15 protein-coding genes are annotated in these 17,348 nt (G+C 74.3%); 11 read left to right on the top strand and 4 right to left on the bottom strand.

Going from position 1 to position 17,348, the window contains the following annotated elements; all coding sequences use genetic code 11:
- Positions 1–23: 23 nt before the first annotated feature.
- The 4 genes from ACFYTT_RS06110 to ACFYTT_RS06095 are packed head-to-tail and all read right to left on the bottom strand — an operon-like array spanning position 24 to position 7,266.
- The gene (locus ACFYTT_RS06110) at positions 24–3,980 is read right to left on the bottom strand and encodes an amino acid adenylation domain-containing protein (protein WP_387257939.1); all 3,957 of its coding nucleotides are present in this window, start codon (positions 3,978–3,980) and stop codon (positions 24–26) included.
- A 27-nt stretch (positions 3,981–4,007) separates the two neighbouring features.
- Entirely contained in the window at positions 4,008–4,238 is a 231-nt protein-coding gene (locus tag ACFYTT_RS06105; protein WP_131054442.1) for an acyl carrier protein, read from the bottom strand.
- 47 nt (positions 4,239–4,285) lie between these two features.
- Entirely contained in the window at positions 4,286–5,674 is a 1,389-nt protein-coding gene (locus tag ACFYTT_RS06100) for an NAD(P)/FAD-dependent oxidoreductase (protein WP_387257938.1), read from the bottom strand.
- Positions 5,671–7,266, bottom strand: a complete 1,596-nt coding sequence (locus ACFYTT_RS06095) for a (2,3-dihydroxybenzoyl)adenylate synthase (RefSeq protein WP_387257937.1) — start codon at positions 7,264–7,266, stop codon at positions 5,671–5,673. Before ACFYTT_RS06095 ends, ACFYTT_RS06100 begins: the two co-directional genes overlap by 4 nt.
- A 170-nt stretch (positions 7,267–7,436) precedes the next feature.
- Between ACFYTT_RS06095 and ACFYTT_RS06090 the strand changes: the two genes are divergently transcribed.
- From ACFYTT_RS06090 to ACFYTT_RS06040, 11 genes are all read left to right on the top strand, one after another.
- The gene (locus ACFYTT_RS06090; protein WP_131054439.1) at positions 7,437–7,631 is read left to right on the top strand and encodes a ferredoxin; all 195 of its coding nucleotides are present in this window, start codon (positions 7,437–7,439) and stop codon (positions 7,629–7,631) included.
- Positions 7,632–7,636: 5 nt separating this feature from the next.
- Complete coding sequence (locus tag ACFYTT_RS06085) at positions 7,637–8,788, top strand: steroid 3-ketoacyl-CoA thiolase (protein ID WP_131054438.1); 1,152 nt, start codon at positions 7,637–7,639, stop codon at positions 8,786–8,788.
- Positions 8,785–10,023: a CaiB/BaiF CoA-transferase family protein gene (locus ACFYTT_RS06080; protein ID WP_131054437.1), complete on the top strand. Its 1,239-nt coding sequence runs from the start codon at positions 8,785–8,787 to the stop codon at positions 10,021–10,023. The genes ACFYTT_RS06085 and ACFYTT_RS06080 overlap by 4 nt, the downstream gene beginning before the upstream one ends.
- 107 nt (positions 10,024–10,130) lie before the next feature.
- Positions 10,131–10,871: a 3-oxoacyl-[acyl-carrier-protein] reductase gene (fabG, locus tag ACFYTT_RS06075; RefSeq protein WP_131054436.1), complete on the top strand. Its 741-nt coding sequence runs from the start codon at positions 10,131–10,133 to the stop codon at positions 10,869–10,871.
- A complete protein-coding gene (locus ACFYTT_RS06070) occupies positions 10,868–11,926 on the top strand; it encodes a 3-hydroxyacyl-ACP dehydratase FabZ family protein (protein WP_387257936.1) in 1,059 nt (352 codons plus the stop codon). The genes fabG and ACFYTT_RS06070 overlap by 4 nt, the downstream gene beginning before the upstream one ends.
- 6 nt (positions 11,927–11,932) lie before the next feature.
- Positions 11,933–12,187 carry an acyl carrier protein gene (locus tag ACFYTT_RS06065; RefSeq protein ID WP_131054435.1) on the top strand — a complete coding sequence of 85 codons (255 nt, stop codon included), beginning with the start codon at positions 11,933–11,935 and terminating at the stop codon, positions 12,185–12,187.
- Between the two features lie 2 nt (positions 12,188–12,189).
- On the top strand, positions 12,190–13,395 hold the full coding sequence (locus ACFYTT_RS06060) for a beta-ketoacyl synthase (protein ID WP_176094244.1): 1,206 nt from the start codon (positions 12,190–12,192) through the stop codon (positions 13,393–13,395).
- A complete protein-coding gene (locus ACFYTT_RS06055; protein ID WP_387257935.1) occupies positions 13,392–14,525 on the top strand; it encodes a beta-ketoacyl synthase N-terminal-like domain-containing protein in 1,134 nt (377 codons plus the stop codon). The genes ACFYTT_RS06060 and ACFYTT_RS06055 overlap by 4 nt, the downstream gene beginning before the upstream one ends.
- Complete coding sequence (locus ACFYTT_RS06050; RefSeq protein ID WP_387257934.1) at positions 14,503–15,618, top strand: beta-ketoacyl synthase N-terminal-like domain-containing protein; 1,116 nt, start codon at positions 14,503–14,505, stop codon at positions 15,616–15,618. The genes ACFYTT_RS06055 and ACFYTT_RS06050 overlap by 23 nt, the downstream gene beginning before the upstream one ends.
- A complete protein-coding gene (locus tag ACFYTT_RS06045) occupies positions 15,615–16,556 on the top strand; it encodes a beta-ketoacyl synthase N-terminal-like domain-containing protein (RefSeq protein ID WP_387257933.1) in 942 nt (313 codons plus the stop codon). The genes ACFYTT_RS06050 and ACFYTT_RS06045 overlap by 4 nt, the downstream gene beginning before the upstream one ends.
- On the top strand, positions 16,553–17,338 hold the full coding sequence (locus tag ACFYTT_RS06040; protein ID WP_387257932.1) for an alpha/beta fold hydrolase: 786 nt from the start codon (positions 16,553–16,555) through the stop codon (positions 17,336–17,338). The genes ACFYTT_RS06045 and ACFYTT_RS06040 overlap by 4 nt, the downstream gene beginning before the upstream one ends.
- The last annotated feature ends 10 nt before the right edge of the window (positions 17,339–17,348 follow it).

Raw genomic sequence — 17,348 nt, 5'->3', positions numbered from 1 at the left:
TCCGTACCCCGGGCGTCCGTCGGTCAGGACGCGGTCAGGACGTCGGTCACCACGGCGGCGGTCGGCGCCACCATGACCGGATCGGTCACCGCGAAGTGGTCGCCGGTCACCTGCCGGCGGGTTGTCACGGCACCCTCGGGAAGCCGTTCGCCCAACGGCACCAGATAGCCGCCGGCCGCGCCGCCCAGCGCGGTCCGGGCCTCCAGCAGGTGCACGGTGAGGCCCGGTGCCGCCGGCACCGGGTAGCGCACCAGAGCCCGGGTGTGCGCGGCGAAGACCCCGAACAGCCGCTCGGCCGAGTCCAGGCCCAGCGACGCCAGCTCCGGGCGGGCGGCGGCCACCTGCGGCCAGGCCGCCCGCAACGCCTCCACCCCGGAGGCGTCCGCGTCGACCGGGGCGTTCTCGTCCACCTCGCCCCGGGTCACGTCGGTCAGGAACGCGCGGACCAGTTCGGCGGCGCTCGGCTCGGCGACCGTGCCGGGCGGGCCGACCCAGGGGTCGATCAGCACCGCCGTGCAGGTACGCCCCGCCTCGGTCAACTGCCGACCCACCTCGTAGGCCAGCACCGCGCCGAGCGACCAGCCGACCAGGCGTACCGGGGTGTCCGCCGGCAGCGTGGCGCTCAGCGCGTCCCGGTAGGCGCGGGCCAGCTCGGTCAGGGTCGGCGGCACGGTGGCCGTACCGTCCAGCGCGGGCGAGGCGACCCCCAGCACCGGCCAGCCCTCCGGCAGCCGCGCGACCAGCTCGCGGTAACAGAGCAGGTCGCCGCCGACCGGGTGGATCAGCACGACCGGCGTGCCGTCACCGGGAGCCAGCGACTGCACCGGAGACGCCCCGGCGCCCGCGTCCCGCTCGTCGAGCAGACGGGCCAGCTCGGCGACGGTCCGGTGCTGGTAGAGGGCGGCCAACGGGAGCCGGCTGCCGAACTCCCGCTCGACCCGGTTCATCAGTTGCGCCGCCTGCAACGAGCTGCCGCCGAGGGCGAAGAACGGGTCGTCGACGCCGACCGAGGGCAGGTCGAGCAGGTCCGACCAGAGCGTGGCCAGTCGCCGCTGGGTAGCGGTGTGCGGGGCGCGGAACCGTCCGCCGCCCGGTGCCAGACCGGCCGCGTCCGCGACCAGGGCGGCCCGGTCCACCTTGCCGTTGCCGGTCAGCGGCAACGCCTCCCGTACCTCGATCACCGGCGGCACCAGGTACGCGGGCAGCGTCGCGCCGAGCGCCGCGCGGACCTCGTCGGCGAGGTCCGGCTTCGCCGCCTCGGCGGCCACGAAGGCGACCAGCGACGCGCCCCGCTCGCCCCGGCGGGCGACCACCACGGCGTCGGTCACCCCCGGCTGCGCGACCAGCGCCGCCTCGATCTCACCCAGTTCCACCCGGAAGCCGTTGATCTTCACCTGCGGGTCGTCGCGGCCGAGGAACTCGATCACCCCGTCCGGGCGGTACCGGCCCAGGTCGCCGGTGCGGTAGAGCCGTTCGCCGGTGACCGGATGGGTGACGAAGGCGGCGGCGGTCAGCTCCGGCGCGTGCAGGTACCCGTCGGCCAGCCCCCGCCCGGCGATGTACAGGTCACCGGGCACCCAGTCGGGCCGGTGGGCGAGTCGGGAGTCCAGGACGTGGAAGCGCTGGTTCCGCAGCGGCCAGCCGTACGGCACGCTGGTCCACTCCGGGGGCACCCGGGCGGGCACGTCGAACCAGTTCGACCAGATCGACGCCTCGGTGGCCCCGCCGAGCGCCATGCACCGGGCCCTCGGGGCGATCTCGGCCAGTTCGCGGCCGAGCGACAACGGCACCCAGTCCCCGCTGACCATCGCCACCCGCAGCGGCTCCGGGCGCGCGCGGTCCGCCGCCGCCCGGACGTAGTCGACGAACATCGCCAGGTAGGCCGGCACCGAGTTCCACACCGTCACGCCCGCCCGGACGGCCAGCTCGTGCAGGTGCACCACCTCGCGGGCCTGACCCGGATCGGGGACGACCACGGCGCCGCCGACGGCCAGCAGACCGAAGACGTCGTACACGGAGAGGTCGAAGGTGAACTCCGAGACGGCCAGCACCCGGTCGGCGGCCCCGACACCGAAGCGCGTGTTGACGTCCACGATGGTGTTCGCCGCGCTCTGGTGCCGGATCATCACGCCCTTCGGCGTGCCGGTGGTGCCGGAGGTGAAGATGACGTACGCCAGGGCCTCCGGCTCGTCGGTGACCTCGGCGTCGGGCAGGTCACCGTCGGGCAGGTCGGACAGCCGCCAGCGGACCGCGTCGGCGGGGGCCCCGTCGAGGTCGTCGTCGGTGTCGCCGAGCACCGCGCGTACGCCTGCTCCGGCGAGGATCTGCGCGCGGCGCGGCAGCGGCCAGGCGGGCGCGACCGGCACGTAGGCCGCGCCGCTCATCAGCACCCCGAGCAGCGCGGCGATCTGGTCCGCGCCCCGCTCGGCGACGACCGCGACCAGGTCGCCCGGGCCGCGTCCGGCGGCCCGCAGCGCGGCGGCCACCGCGCCCGCCCGTTCCCGCAGTCGCCGGTACGTCACGGTGCCGGCGGAGGTGACCACCGCGTCGGCGTCCGGGGTGCGGCGGGCCTGGGCCAGGAAACCGCCGTGCAGGGTCTGCGCGGCCACCTCGGCGGCGGTGTCGTTGGCCTGCGCCCGGACCGCGAGCTGCCGCGCCGGGGTCAGCCGGTCACCCCGCGCCGCCGACCAGGCCGCGTCGTCGCCGGCCAGGTCGATGAGCAGGTCCCGGTACGCGGCGAACATGTCGTCGACCATTCCGGGCGGGTAGAGCCCGTCGGCGGTGTCCCAACTGAACACCATCTCCCCGGACCGCATGAACACCTGGTGGTCGAAGGCGACCTGCGGGGTGCGGACCAGCGACTCACGGCGCTGCCAGCCGAGCAGTTCCAGGAAGACCGGGTCGGTGTCGGAGCCGAGTCCGAGCATGCTGGTGAACACCACCGGCATCCGGGCGCCGGAGACCGTCCCGGAGCGGCGGTTCAGTTCCCGGATCACCGACACCCCGCTGAACGCGCCCTGTGCCATGTCGCGCAGCATCCGACCCCGCAGTGCGGCGGCGTCGGCGGCGAAGTCGCTCTCCCCGCCGGCCGGTGAGCACTCCAGCAGCAGGGTGCTGGCGAAGCTGCCGATCAGCTGGGACACGTCCGGGTGCAGGTTGAGCCGCTCGCCGTACATGATGTTGACGGTGAACCGGTCCTGGCGGCTCCAGTGCCGCAGCACCTGGGCGAACGCGGCGGCCACCGCCATCGTCGGGGTGAGCCGACGGCGGCGCAGCGCGGCGGTGAACGCGTCGGTCACCGCCACCGGCAGCGTGAAGACGCGCCGGACCAGCGGACCGTCGTGCCGCCCGCCCCGGCGCAGCGGCAGCTCCGGCGCCCCGGGCAGGTCGTCGAGCCGGTCGGTCCAGTACCGGCGGGCCGCCGCGTACTCCGGGCCGTCCCGGCGCTGGTCCAGTTCCCGGCGGTACCGCTCGTAGGTGAACTCCAGTGGTGCCAGCTCCCCACCGGCGAGCAGGGTCCGCAGCTCCTGGGCGAAGACCTCGCCGGACTGCCCGTCGAAGACGATCAGCCGCCCGGCCATCTGCACCAGGTACTCGCCGTCGTCGCACCAGACGAGCATGCGGAAGGCGGCCGGCCCGGTCAGCGGCGGTCCGTCGCCGGAGAGTTCCCGGCGACCGGCGGCCAGCAGTTCGGCGCGGCGGTGGACGGGTTCACCGCGCAGCGACCGGATCGACAGCGGGGAGGGCGGATCGTCCAGGATCCGCACCTGGCCGTCCTCGCCGACCGCGCAGCGCAGCATGGGATGCCGGCGGAGCAGGGCGTGCACGGCCGCCGCGAACGCGTCGGTGTCGAAGGGAGGTGCGGCGTACTCCTCGTAGAACAGCGCGGGACCGCCGAGCTGGAAGTCACCCAGCTCGCCGATCAGGTACGCCTGCTGGAGGTCGCTGAGTCCGAACCCGGTTGCCGTGAGCTGGTCCATCGTGCTCCTCGCTGGGGTGGCCGGCGGTCAGCCGACCGTGAGCTGTTCCCGTACGGCCACGAGCAGTTCCGCGGGCGTCGGGCGGTCGAAGACCTCGAACAGGGGCAGCGAGACACCGAACTCCTCGGCGACGTGGTGCACGAGGGCGGCAGCGGCCATCGAGTCGCCGTCGAGATCGGTGAAGAAGTCGGCGTCGTCGGTGATCGACTGCTGGAAGATGAACTCCCAGACCTTGCGCATCCTCTGCAGGTCGTCCATGCCAGGCTCCTCGTCGCTGGTCGGGGGCGCACCGCTGGTCGGCTGGCTCACACGATGGCGCGTAGCGCGAGCCGGGCCAGGGGCGCCGTCCGGTCGGTGCGGTGCTCGTAGTGGTCGGCTCCGGTGGCGACCGCGCTCACGCCCCGGACGCCGATGAACCGCAACGGCTCCGGTTCCCACCGGCGGGACGCGTTGTCCACCCAGCAGAGCCGGGTCTCCGGGCGGCTGACGCCGGCCACCAGCGCGGCCAGCGACCGGGCGGCCAGGTTGCTCAGCGCGATGCCCTCGCCGCCGTAGCCGCCGGCGTGCCCGAGCCCGGTGTCGCGGTCGTAGACCACCTCGGGCTCGGTGTGCCGGTGCAACCCGTACACCCCGCTCCACCGGTGCGACACCGGCACGTCGGCGAGGTCGGGCAGCAGCTCGGCGAGGGTGCGGCGGAGCCGGTCGTGCGCCCGGCGGTCGGCGCCCCGGCCACGGTCGGCGGCCGAACCGAACCGGTAGTACGCGCCCCGCCCGCCGAGCACCAGCCGGTCGTCGAGGGTGCGTTGCAGATAGCCGAACTGGTAGCGGCCGTCGGCGACGGTCCGGTGGTCGGTCAGGCCCAGGCGTTGCCACACCGCGTCGTCCAGCGGCTCGGTGGCCAGCACGTACGAGTGCAGCGGCAGCACCCGGCGGGCGTGGCCGGGTAGTCGGCCGGTGTACCCCTCGGTGGCGCAGAGCACCGACCTGGCGCGCACCGTACCGGAGTCGGTGACCAGCAGTCCCGGGGCGATCCGCAGGGCCCGGGTCCGCTCGACGACCCGGACCCCGCGACGTTCGACGGCGGCGAGCAGGCCGCGCGCGATGCGGGCCGGTTGCACGGCGGCGCAGTGCGGTGTGTACGCGGTGGCGCGTACCCCGGTCAGACCGATCTGCGCGGCGGCCGACGGCCCGACGGTGAGCGTGAGCCCGGTGATGCCGAGCTTGTCCCGCACCTCCTGCCAGCCGCGCAGCCGGTCCACCTGGGGCGCGCTGCGGGCCACGTAGAGCGAACCGTCGTGCCGCCAGTGCGCGTCGATGCCCTCCGTGGCGAACACCTTGCGCAGCTCGTCGAGGGTGCGTTGACCGGCCCGGTACAGCCGCATCGCGGCCATCGGCCCGTGCCGGCGGATCAGACCCGGCAGCAGCGCCGGCATCTCGGCGGTGCACCAGCCCCCGTTGCGCCCGGAGGCCCCGAACCCGGCCCGGCCGGCGTCGACGACCACGATGGACAGCTCGGGGCGGTGCACGCTGAGGTAGTACGCGGTCCACAGGCCGGTGTAGCCGGCGCCGACGATCGCCACGTCGGCGGTGGTGTCGCCGTCCAGCGGCGGACGGAGGGCGAGCTGGTCGGCGGGCAGTGAGTCGAGCCAGAGCACCCGGTCGGTGGTGCCGGCGACCGGCGGTGGGCGGGTCACGCCGCCGCCACCTCGCGGGCCAGCGCCCGCCGGTCGATCTTGCCGACCGGCGTGTACGGCAGCGCGGGCGCGACGTGCAGCCGGTCGGGCAGCTTGAAGTCGGCGAGTCCGCGCTCGCGGAGGAAGTCGTGCAGGTCCCCGAGGGCGGGTGGGGTGTCCCGGGCGACGATCACCGCGCAGGTCTTCTCGCCGAGGCGTGTGTCCGGCACCGGCACCACGGCGGCGGTACGCACCGCCGGGTGCGCGATCAGGTGGGCCTCGACCTCGTCGACGGAGATCTTCTCGCCGCCCCGGTTCACCACGTCCTTGATCCGACCGGTCACGACCAGCCGCCCGGCGGCGTCGCGGTGGACCAGGTCACCGGTGCGCAGGAACCCGTCGGCGGTGAAGACCGTGCGGTTGTGCTCGGGCACCGCGTAGTAGCCGCGCAGCGTGCACGGACCCCGGGCGAGCAGTTCGCCGACCTCGCCGTCGGGCACGTCGCGGTCGGCCTCGTCCACCACCCGCAGCTCGTCGGCGGGGCTCAGCGGGGTGCCCTGGCTGGTGGCGGCGGCCTCGTCGCCCTCGTCCGGGCGGGTGAAGCAGAGCACCCCCTCGGCCATCCCGAACCAGTGGGTCAGCGTGGCGCCGGTGGCCGGGCGCACCCGGCGGGCCACCTCCGGGCTGAGCGTGGCACCGCCCACCTCGATGACCAGCTTCGAGAGGTCGGCGCCGAAGATGCCGGCCGTCTCGGTCCAGACCGGCAGCAGCGCCGGCATCAGCGTGGTCAGCGTGACCTGTTCGGCCGTGACCAGCGGGAAGACCTCGTCCGGTGCCGGGCTGGCGGCGAGTACGGCCCGACCGCCGGCCCGCAGCGCCCCCAGCACGCCGGGGCAGCCCAGTGCGGCGTTGTGCGCCACCGGCAGCGCGGCCAGGTACGCCCCGTGCTCGTCGAAGCCCATCGCCTCGGCGGTGGCGCGCAGTTGGAACGCGTAGTCGTCGTGGGTGCGCGGGATCAGCTTGGGCAGTCCGGTGGTGCCGCCGGAGAGGAGGAAGAACGCCACCTCCGACGGGTCGGGGGCGGGCAGGTCCACCGGCTCGGCGTCGACGTCGCCCAGCGCGGTCAGCTCCTGCGGCTCGCCGGCCACCAGCACGTGCCGGACCGTGGGCACCGCCTGGCGTACCGCCCGGGCCAGGTCCCGGTGGTCGGTGCCGGCCACCACGTCGGGCACCACGAGTGCCACCGCGTCGGCGTACTCGGCGAGGTAGACCAGCTCCGCCCGGCGGTGGGCGGGCAGTGCCAGCACCGGCAGCGCACCGAGTCGGAAAAGCGCCACACACGTCACTACGAAGTCGGGGGTGTTCGGTAGCTGCACGACCACCCGGTCACCGGGCCCGATGCCGAGCGCGACCAGCCCGGCGGCCAGCCGGTCGGCGCGGGTGTCCAGTTCGCGGTAGCTGTGCCGGCTGTGCCGGGTCACCACCGCGGTCCGGTCCGGGTCCCGCGCGGCCCAGGGACGCAGCAGGTCACCCAGCACCTCGCCACGCCATATGCCGTCTCGGCGGTAGCGCTGGGCGAACTCGTCGGGCCAGGGGACGCATCCGGTCAGCATGCTCGGCCTCCAGGACGTGCCATCGGGAAAGCTTCCCGCCGGAGCGGACCGCCCGACGCTATGCGACGTTTCTTCTCTCGCGCAAGTGTCTGTTGTTTCTGGTCGGCGAATCCTACATGCGTCATCTATCGTGGGCGTGCCCCGGTCAACCCGAAGCGTGGGAGAAGACGATGTGGATAGTCGTGGACTACGACCGCTGTGACAGCCACGGGGTCTGCGCCGACAGCGCCCCGGAGGTGTTCGAGATCCGGGACGACGACCTGATGTACGTGCTGGTCGAGCAGCCGTCGGCGGAGCAGGTGCCGCAGGTCGAGACGGCGGTACGCGGCTGCCCGAAGCTCGCCCTGTCGTTGCGCGGGGAGTGAGCGCCGTGGCGGAGGCGGTGATCGTCGCGGCGGTGCGTACCCCGATCGGCCGGCGGGACGGATGGCTGCGCGGACTCAAGGCGGTCGAGCTGCTGCGTACCGTGCAGCGGGAGGTGCTCGACCGGGTCGGGCTGCCGGCCTCGGCGGTGGACCAGATCATCGGTGGTTGTGTCACCCAGGTCGGTGAGCAGAGCCTGAACGTGACCCGCAACGCCTGGCTGAGCACCGGGCTGGACCCGGAGGTCGCCTGCACCACCGTGGACGTGTCCTGCGGCTCGGCGCAGCAGGCCAACCACCTGGTCTCGGCGCTGATCACCGCCGGGGCGATCGACGTGGGGATCGCCTGCGGGGTGGAGTCGATGACCCGGGTGCCGGTGGGCACCAACCTCTACCAGGGGCCCGGCCACTACAAGACCGACGACTACCCGTGGGACGACCCGCCCAAGGCGCAGTTCGGCGGCGCGGAGCGGATCGCCGCCAAGTACGGCGTCGACCGGGCCGCCGCCGACGCGTACGGGCTGCGGTCGCAGCGCCGCGCGGCGGCGGCCTGGGCACAGGGACGCTTCGACGCCGAGGTGGTCGCGGTCCGCGCCCCCACGCCCGACGGCGGCACCGTCGAGGTGACCAGGGACCAGGGACTGCGCGAGACCACACCGGACGGGTTGGCCGGGTTGAGACCCACCGTCGAGGGCGGCGTACACACCGCGGGCAGCACCTCGCAGATCTCCGACGGCGCGGCGGCGATCCTCTGGATGTCGGCCGAGCGGGCCGCCGCGCTCGGGCTGCGCCCGCGCGCCCGCCTGTTGCACCAGGTGGTCACCGGCTCCGATCCGGCCCTGCTGCTGGAAGGACCGGTGGTGGCCACCCGCAAGATCCTCGACCGGGCGAAGATGCGACTGTCCGACATCGACGTCGCCGAGGTCAACGAGGCGTTCGCGGCGGTGGTGCTCGGCTGGACGGCGGCACACGACGCCGACCCGGAACGGGTCAACGTCAACGGCGGCGCGATCGCGCTGGGTCACCCGCTGGGCGCCTCCGGCACCCGGCTGCTGGTCAGCGCGCTGCACGAGCTGGAACGCACCGACCGGGAACTGGCCCTGGTCACCATGTGCTGCGGTGGCGCGCTGGGCACCGCCTCGATCCTGCAACGGATGTGAGCGCGGTGCACGGGCACGACGCCGGGGACTTCTATCGCGAGGCCCGCGACGATCTGGCCGGACCGCTGGACGGGATCCGGGTACTGGACGTGACGAAGGTCTGGTCCGGCCCGCTGACCAGCGCGATCCTGGCCGACATGGGCGCCGACGTGATCCGGGTGGAGCTGCCGCACGGGCGCGACGGCGAGGTGCCGCCCCGGATCCCCGGGACCGGGTTGTCCTGGTTCCGGCAGACGGTCAACCGCAACAAACGCAGCGCCGGGCTCGACCTGCGGGAGCCGGCCGGACGCGAGACCTTCCTGCGACTGGTCAGCACCGCCGACGTGGTGGTGGAGAACTACCGCCCCGGCACGCTCGACGGGTGGGGGGTGGGCTGGGCGCAGTGCCGGGCCGTCCGTCCCGACCTGGTCTTCGTCTCGATCTCCGGCTGGGGCCAGTACGGCGACCGGCGTACCGAGGCGGCCTACGACCCGATCGTGCAGGCGGCCAGCGGGTGGATGGCGCTCAACGGGCCGCCCGGGGCCGGTCCGGTCCGGGCGCCGACGTTCCTCGCCGACGAGCTGGCCGGCCTGCACGGGGCGATCGGGGCGCTGGGCGCCCTCTGGCACCGGGCGCGGACCGGCGAGGGGCAGCACGTGGACGTGGCGATGTTCGACGCCATGCTCGCCGGCAGCGCCGGCCTGCACACCCTCGCCGCCGCCGGCCGCCCGCCCGACAGGTGGGGCAACCAGACCGACTTCGTGGTGCCGTCCAACGTCTACGACTGCGCCGACGGGCAGGTCTACCTGGCCGTCGCGTTGGACCGGCACTGGCGGGAACTGGCCGAGGCGATGGATCGCCCGGAGCTGGCGCGGGCCCCCGGGTTCGGGCGCGCGGCCGACCGACTGGCCAACCGGGTCGAGGTGGACGCCACGGTGGCCGGGTGGTGTCGGGGACGGCCGGCGGACGCCGTGGTCGCCGCGCTGGTCGCGCGGGGTCTGACCGTCTCCCGGGTCCGCAGCGTGGCCGAGGTGGCCGCCGATCCGTACCTGGCGCAGCGGGAGATGCTGCAACCCACCGTGCTCAGCGACGGCAGCACCGCGCCGATCGTCGGTCCGGCGGCGAAGTTCTCCCGCACCCCGACCCGGGTACGGCACGGCGCGCCGACGCCCGGGCAGCACACCGCACAGGTGCTCGACGAGCTCGGTCCGGTGCCCGTCGAGGTGGCAAAAAAAACATACGACACCACTTGCTGACCCCGTCGCCGGTGGGTCAGTATGTTGGCGCGGAACAGATACAACATACGCGTCAGTGGAGTGTTGTATCGCGTTCGGTCGGCAGTCGTCCGACAGGGGAGGTTGGCTTGACCACTCAGCTTCGAGCTCTGGTGACCGGCGTCTCGCGGGGAATCGGACGCGCCACGGCGCTGCGGCTCGCCGAGCAGGGCTACGCGGTGGCCGGTTGCTACAGCAGCGCCAGCGAGGCGGCGGCCAAGACCCGCGCCGAGGTCGCGGCCTTCGGAGTGCCGGTGCACTTCGCACCCTGCGACGTGACCGACCTGGCGGCGGTGGAGGCGTTCGTGGGCGCCGCCGAGGACGCGCTGGGGCCGATCGACTGTCTGGTCAACAACGCCGGCATCACCCGCGACAGCCCCCTGGTGCTCTCCACCGAGGCGGACTGGTCGGCGGTGATCTCGACCAACCTCACCGGCACCTGGAACCTCTGCCGCGCCATGACCTTCCGCTTCATGAAGCGCAAAGCCGGCGTGGTGGTCAACATGTCGTCGGTGGCCGGTGTGTACGGCAACACCGGACAGACCGCGTACGCCGCCAGCAAGGCCGGGATCATCGGGCTGAGCCGCTCGCTGGCCAAGGAGGTGGCCCGGTACGGCATCCGGGTCAACGTGGTCGCCCCCGGTTTCATCGAGACCGACATGACCGACGCGCTCTCCGGCAAGCTGCGCGAACAGGCCCTCGGTCAGATCGCCCTGCGCCGCTTCGGCCGCGCCGAGGACGTCGCCGACCTGGTGGAGTTCCTCTGCTCGCCGCGCGCCGGATACATCACCGGCCAGGTGTTCCAGGTCGACGGGGGGATCACGTTGTGAGCACCCCCACCGTCACCACCACCCGCCGCTGCCCGCCCGGCGCCGCGCCGCTGGCCGCCGTCGACGACCTCCAGGTCACCGCCGTCGGCGAGCACGTCGAGGTGATCGCCGCGGTGCCGGTCCGCCCGGACGACCCGAACCTGTGCGGTCACTTCCCCGGCTTTCCGGTCTTCCCCGGCGTGTTCGTCCTGGAGGCCCTCGCGCAGGCGGTCGACATCGCGTTGCGCGGCGCCGGCCGACCCCGGTTACGCACGCGCGCGGTCCAGGCCGTGCGGTTCCTGGCGCCGCTGCTGCCGCCGGACCGGCTGACGCTGGACATCAAGGCCGTCGCCGACGGGCCCGACCGCTGGGCGGTGACCGCCTCCGGCCGCCGCGACGACGGCACGGTGACCGTGACGATGCGCGCCCGCTTCGACGGCGGGGACGTGGTCGAGGCGACCGCGTCCGACCCGTCGGGCCCGCCCACCGTCACCGGGGGAGCGCTCGGGCACCACCAGGTCCGGGCACTCCTGCCGCAGCGTTACCCGCTGCTGCTCGTCGACCGGGTGCTGGGCCTGGCGCCCGGTGACCGGATCGAGGCGGTCAAGACGGTCACCGCCACCGAGCCCTGCTACCGGGCCCTGACCGACGACGCACCGCCCGGCGACTACGCCTACCCGGCGTCGCTGCTGGTGGAGTCACTCGGGCAGACCGCCGCCCTGCTCTGGCTGACCGGGTCGGACACCCCGATCGGTGACGAGCACGTGCTGATGTTCGTCGGGGCCCGCGACTTCACCTTCGACGGCGTCGCCTACCCGGGCGACGTGCTGCGTCACGTGGTCCACCTGGAACGGGTGATCGCCGACACCGCCTTCGCCACCGGCGAGACGTACGTCGGCGACCGCCGCATCGCCCGCGTCGGGACGCTGATGGCGGCCCGACGCCCGCGTACGGCGCTCACGGCCACGGCCGGCGCCGAGACCGCCACCTCGGGAACCGTCGGCGTCCCCACCGGACGGGACTCGTCCCGGCCCGGGGTGCCGCCGGCTTCGTCAAACCTCCGCTGGAAAGGCTGACCTGTCATGACGCAGACCGACCCCCGCATGGCCGAACTCCGCGAGATCGTGGCGGAGGTGCTGGAGCTCGAGCCGGAGGAGCTCACCGAGACCGGCGACTTCGCCGAGGACTACGAGGCCGACTCGCTGCGGGCGATCGAGATCCTGGCGCGGATCGACAAGAAGTTCAAGATCGAGATTCCGCAGTCGGAGTTGCCGCAGCTGAGCAACCTCAAAGCGGTCTACGACGCGGTGGTGCGTCACTCAGCCGACCAGGCCTGAGCATGAACCGGGTCGTGGTGACCGGGCTCGGCCCGGTGTCCAGCATCGGGATCGGCGTCTCCGCGTTCACCGACGGCCTGCGCGAAGGCCGATCCGGCATCTCGCCGATCCGCAGCTTCGACGCCGGCGGCTTTCCCCACCGCAACGCCGGGGAGGTGCCGGGGTTCCGCCCGGAGGCGCTGCTGGATCGGATCGACGTGGCGCGTTGGGGGCGGTCCGCGCAGTTCGCGGCCGCCGCCGCGCGGCTGGCCCTGGCCGACTCCGGCCTGGACCCGTCGGCGGTAGCGCCGGAGCGCGCCGGGGTGGTGGTCGGCACCACCAGCGGCGAGTCGGTGGTGGTCGAGGCGGTGACCGCCCAACAGGTCGAGTCCGGCTTCGAGGGCATGGACCCGGACCTGCTCCGGCAGGTGCCGGCGGGTCGGCTCGCGCACGCGGTGAGCACCGAACTGGACCTGGCGGGGGAGTCGCTGACCCTGGCCACCGCCTGCTCGGCCAGCAACTACGCGATCGGCTACGCGTACGACATGCTGGCCACCGGTGAGGCGGAGGTGATGTTCGCCGGCGGTGCCGACTCGGTCTGCCGCTGGGCCCACGCCGGCTTCTACCGGTTGGGGGCGCTGACCGCCGACGCCTGTTCGCCGTTCGACCGGGACCGTTCCGGCATCCTCACCGGCGAGGGCGGGGCGATCCTGATGCTGGAGACCCTCGACCACGCCCGTGCCCGTGGGGCGCGGATCTACGCCGAGGTCCTCGGGTACGGCGTCAACTGCGACGCCAACCACCCCGTCGCACCGGACCGGGGCAGCATCGCCGCCTGCATGCGCGCCGCCCACCGCAACGCCTCGGTCAAGCCGGCCGACGTGGACTACATCTGCGCCCACGGCACCGGCACGCCGGCCAACGACTCGGTGGAGGCCCAGGCCATCTTCGACGTCTTCGGCGACCGGGTGCCCCCGGTCAGCTCGATCAAGTCGATGATCGGGCACACCATGGGCGCGGCGAGCGGCTTCGGTGCGATCGCCGGAACCCTCGCCATCGCGCACGGGTTCCTGCCACCGACGATCAACTGGGCCAATCCGGACCCGGCCCTGGCCGGGCTGGACCCGGTGCCGAACACCGCCCGGCAGGCCGGTGTCCGGGTGGTGCAGAACAACGGGTTCGCCTTCGGCGGCAACAACGCCATCGTCCTGATCGGAGCCGTCGAATGAGCGGGGTCGTGATCACCGGATGGAGCGCGGTCAGCCCGGCCGGGGTGGGCCGGGCCGCGCTGGCCGAACGCCTGGCCGCCGTCACGCCGGGCGTCCCGGCCGGCGTCCCGGCTCCGGGCGGGCCGGTCGACGTCACCGCGTTGACCGACGAGCCGCTGCCCACCCCGACCGGACACGCGCTGGTCGACTTCGACGTCCGGAGCCACCTGGGCCGCAAGGGCACCAGCTTCTACGACCGGGCCACCGCGCTCTCCGTGGTGGCGTGCGGCGACGCGCTGCGCGACGCGGGCGTGGAGGTGGACGACACCAACCGCGCCCGGCTCGGCCTGGTGCTCGGCACCTCGCTGGGCAGCTTCCGCTCCACCAGCGACTACACCCGGGAGACGCTGGTCCAGGCGAAGCCGTACCTGGTCAACCCGGTGCTGTTCCCCAACACCGTGATGAACTGCGCGGCCGGGCAGTCCGCCATCCGGCACGGCCTGCGCGGGGTCAACGCCACGGTGGCGACCGGCCCGCTGGCCTTCCTCGACGCGCTGCGGTACGGCAGCAACGCCATCGCCCGGGGGTACGTCGACGCGATGCTGGTCGGTGCCGTGGAGGAGTTCAGCCCGCACCGGGCCTGGACCACCTGGCTGACCGGTCGCCCCGGGCAGCCGGTGCCGACCGGTGAGGCGGCGGTGGTCTTCGTGCTCACCCGCGCCGAACAGCCCGCCTGGGCCGGCGTACGCCGGGAGGCCGAGGTGCTCGCGCTGGCCACCGCGTACGGCCCGGGTGGCGGTCCGGCCGCCGACCGGGCGCTCACCGGGTGCGTCTCCCGGGCGGTCCGTCGGGCCGGCGTCGACCCGGCCGAGGTGGACTGCGTCCTGACCGGCGAGACCGGGGAGGACGACACCGACGAGTTCGACCCCGCCTGTGCGGCGCTCGGCCAGGTGCCGACCCGAATCCGGGCCAGCGGTCTCTTCGGGCGCTGCGACGCGGCCACCGGTGGACTCGCGCTGGCCACCTTCCTCGCCACCGCACCGGCCGGCGACACGCCCCGGCTGGCGCTGATCACCTCGCGCAGCCCGGACGGCGGCACCGCTGCCGCCATCGTCAGGGGGTGGCCGGGTGCCGGCGCGTCTGACCGCTAGCGAGCTGCGCACCTGCCTCGGCGACGGGGACCGGACCTTCGCCGGCCTGCTGGCCGGCACCAGCGGGATCGGTCCGCTGCGGCACGGCGTACCGGCCGCCCTCAACGTCGCCCACGGCTACCACGTCGACGACGGCGCGGACCGGGCCTTCGCGGCCAGCCGCTGGGTGGCCGAGTGCGCCGCGCGGGCGGTCGCCGCCGGTGCACTGGATCCCCGGCGTCGCCGCGTGGTCGCCCTGGTCGGCACCGGTCTGCGGGAACTGGCGGCGGTGGAGGCGTACGCCACCGGCGGCGACGCGTTCGGCGCGCACCGGCTGCACTTCGGCGACGCGGTGCACACGGCCGTGCCCGGCCTGCGGGAGGTGGTGACCGTCAGCAACGCGTGCAGCGCCGGCGGACACGTCCTGGCCCTCGCCGAGGACCTGCTCATGCTCGGTGACGCCGACGCGGTGCTGGTCTGCGGCGTCGACGCGACCACCGAGTCGATGCTGGCGATGATCGGCCGTGTCGTCGACCGCCCCACCGAGACGGTCCGGCCGTTCGACGCCGACCGGCAGGGCGTCCTGCTCGGCGACGGCGCCGCCGCGCTCGTGCTGGTGCCCGACGACGACACCCGTCCGGCCCTGGCCCGGATCGTGGCCACCGGCCTGTCCTGCGACGCCCACCACGAGACCGCCCCGTCGGTGGCCGGCATCACCCGCGCCATGCGGGACGCGCTGGCCCGCGCCGGCCGGGAACCGGCCGAGGTCGACCTGGTCGTGGCGCACGGCACCGGCACCGCGCTCAACGACCCGGCCGAGTGCGAGGCGCTCCGGCAGGTGTTGGTGAGCGGCGGCGCGGATCCGCTGGTGACCGCCGTGAAGGGCGCCACCGGGCACACCTCCGGTGCCGCCGCGCTGGTCAACCTCGACGTGGCACGCCGTTGCCTGGCCGAGGGCCGGGTGCCACCGGTGGTGGGACTGCGGCGTCCGTTGCCGGAGGGCGCCGGACTGCGGTTCCCCACCGAGGCGACCGCGCATCCGGCCCGGCTGGTCCAGTCCGACGCGTTCGGCTTCGGCGGCGTCAACGCCGTCACCCTGTTGGAGGCCCCGTGACCAGCCCACTGATCGCCCCCGACCCGACCCGGCCCGCCGGCACCGCCGCACCGGTGACGGTGCGGGTGGCCGGGTGGAGCCTGCACCTGCCCGAGGCGGACGGTCTCGCCGCCGACCTGGCCGCGTGGTCCGGCACGTCGGCGTCGCGACTGTCCGCGACCCTGGCCGACGCGGTGCCCGCCGACCGCGCCCACCAGGTGCTCGGCCGTAAGGGCCTGCTCTTCAAGGAACCCGCCACCCGGCTGGCGCTCTGTGCGGTGCACCGCGCGCTCGGCCTGCCGCCCGGCCGCCACCCGCCCGACGGCGTCGACCCCCGCAGCGCGGTGGTGGTCGCCGGCAACCTCGGCAACGTCGCCACCGTCGCCGACCTGGCCCGTACCGTGCACGCCGAGGGGGGCCGCGCGGTCAGCCCGCTCGCCGCCCCGAACGCCTCCAGCAACGTGGTGGCCAGCACCGTGGCGCTCTGGTTCGGACTCGGCGCGGCGAACCTGATGGTCTGCTCCGGCGCCACCGCCGGCCTGGACGCGGTCCGCGCGGCGATGCTGCTGCTGCGCGCCGGACGGGCCGACCGGGTGCTGGTCGTGGGCACCGAGCCGGCCGACGAGGTGGCCACCGAACTGCACCAGGCGGGTCGCCCGGCTTTCCCGCTGCGCGCCGGTGCCGCCTGCCTGGTGCTCACCACCACCGCCCGGTCCGACACCGGGCCCGTGCTGGGACCGTCCGACGGGCGTTCCGCGTACCGCCGGATCGGGCCGGGCGGCTTCGACCCGGCGGCGCACTGGGGAGACTGCTACGGCGCGGCCGGCGTGGTGAACCTGGCGCTGGCCGCGACGCTGCTGGACGCCGGAGCGCCCGGCCCGGTCGCGGTCGCCTGCGGGGACGACACCGACGGCGTACGCGAGCTGCTCCTCGACGCCACCCCCGGAGCCGGACGATGATCCCGGCCCCGGCGGTGCACGAGCTGACCTCCGGCGTGCCCGGGGGAGACATGGTGGTGCTCGCCCACGGCCTGGAGGACTCCTGGGAGTCGTGGCGACCGCTGGCCCGGGCCTTCGACCCCCGCTGGCACGTGGTCGCCCTGGACCTGCCGTGGCGGGCCGGCAACGACTACCGGTGGCGTCGCCAGGGCAGCCCGGCGCAGTGGCTCGCCGCCGGGCTGGCCGGGTTGCCCCGCCCGGCGGACACCGTCGTCGCGCACTCCTTCGGCGCGAACGCGACGCTGGAACTGCTGGCCGGCGGGGAGCCGGCGGCCCGCGCCACGGTGCTGATCTGCCCGCTGTACTGCCCGCCCGAGCAACCGATCACCTGGCAGGTCTTCGACCGGGCCCGGCGTACCTTCGACCGGCACGTCCACGACGGACTGCGGCTGCGCGTCGGCCCGCGACTGCGCAAGCTGGACGCCGCGTTGCTCGACGCGATGTTCACCAAGGCCATCGACCGGATCGGGCCGGCCGGCTTCCTCACCGTCTTCGACCAGTTCGTCAACAGCGGCGGGCTGGCGCTGACCACGGTGGACGTCCCGACGTTGATCCTGGCCGGCGGGGCCGACCCGACCCTCTCCCCGGCCGCCGCCGCCACGCTGGGCCGGGACATGCCCCGGGCCACCCTGCTGGTGCACGAGCACTACGACCACTTCTGCCACGTCCGCCACGCCGACGAGGTCGCGGAGCAGGCCGCCCGGTTCGTCGGTGAGGCGAACCGGGTGACGGTACGTCCCTGACGACAGGAGC

This window comes from Micromonospora sp. NPDC003816, from assembly GCF_042874705.1.
GTDB lineage: Bacteria > Actinomycetota > Actinomycetes > Mycobacteriales > Micromonosporaceae > Micromonospora.
Note: the sequence above shows the minus strand (reverse complement) of the source record. Positions and strands in the feature narration are given on the sequence as shown.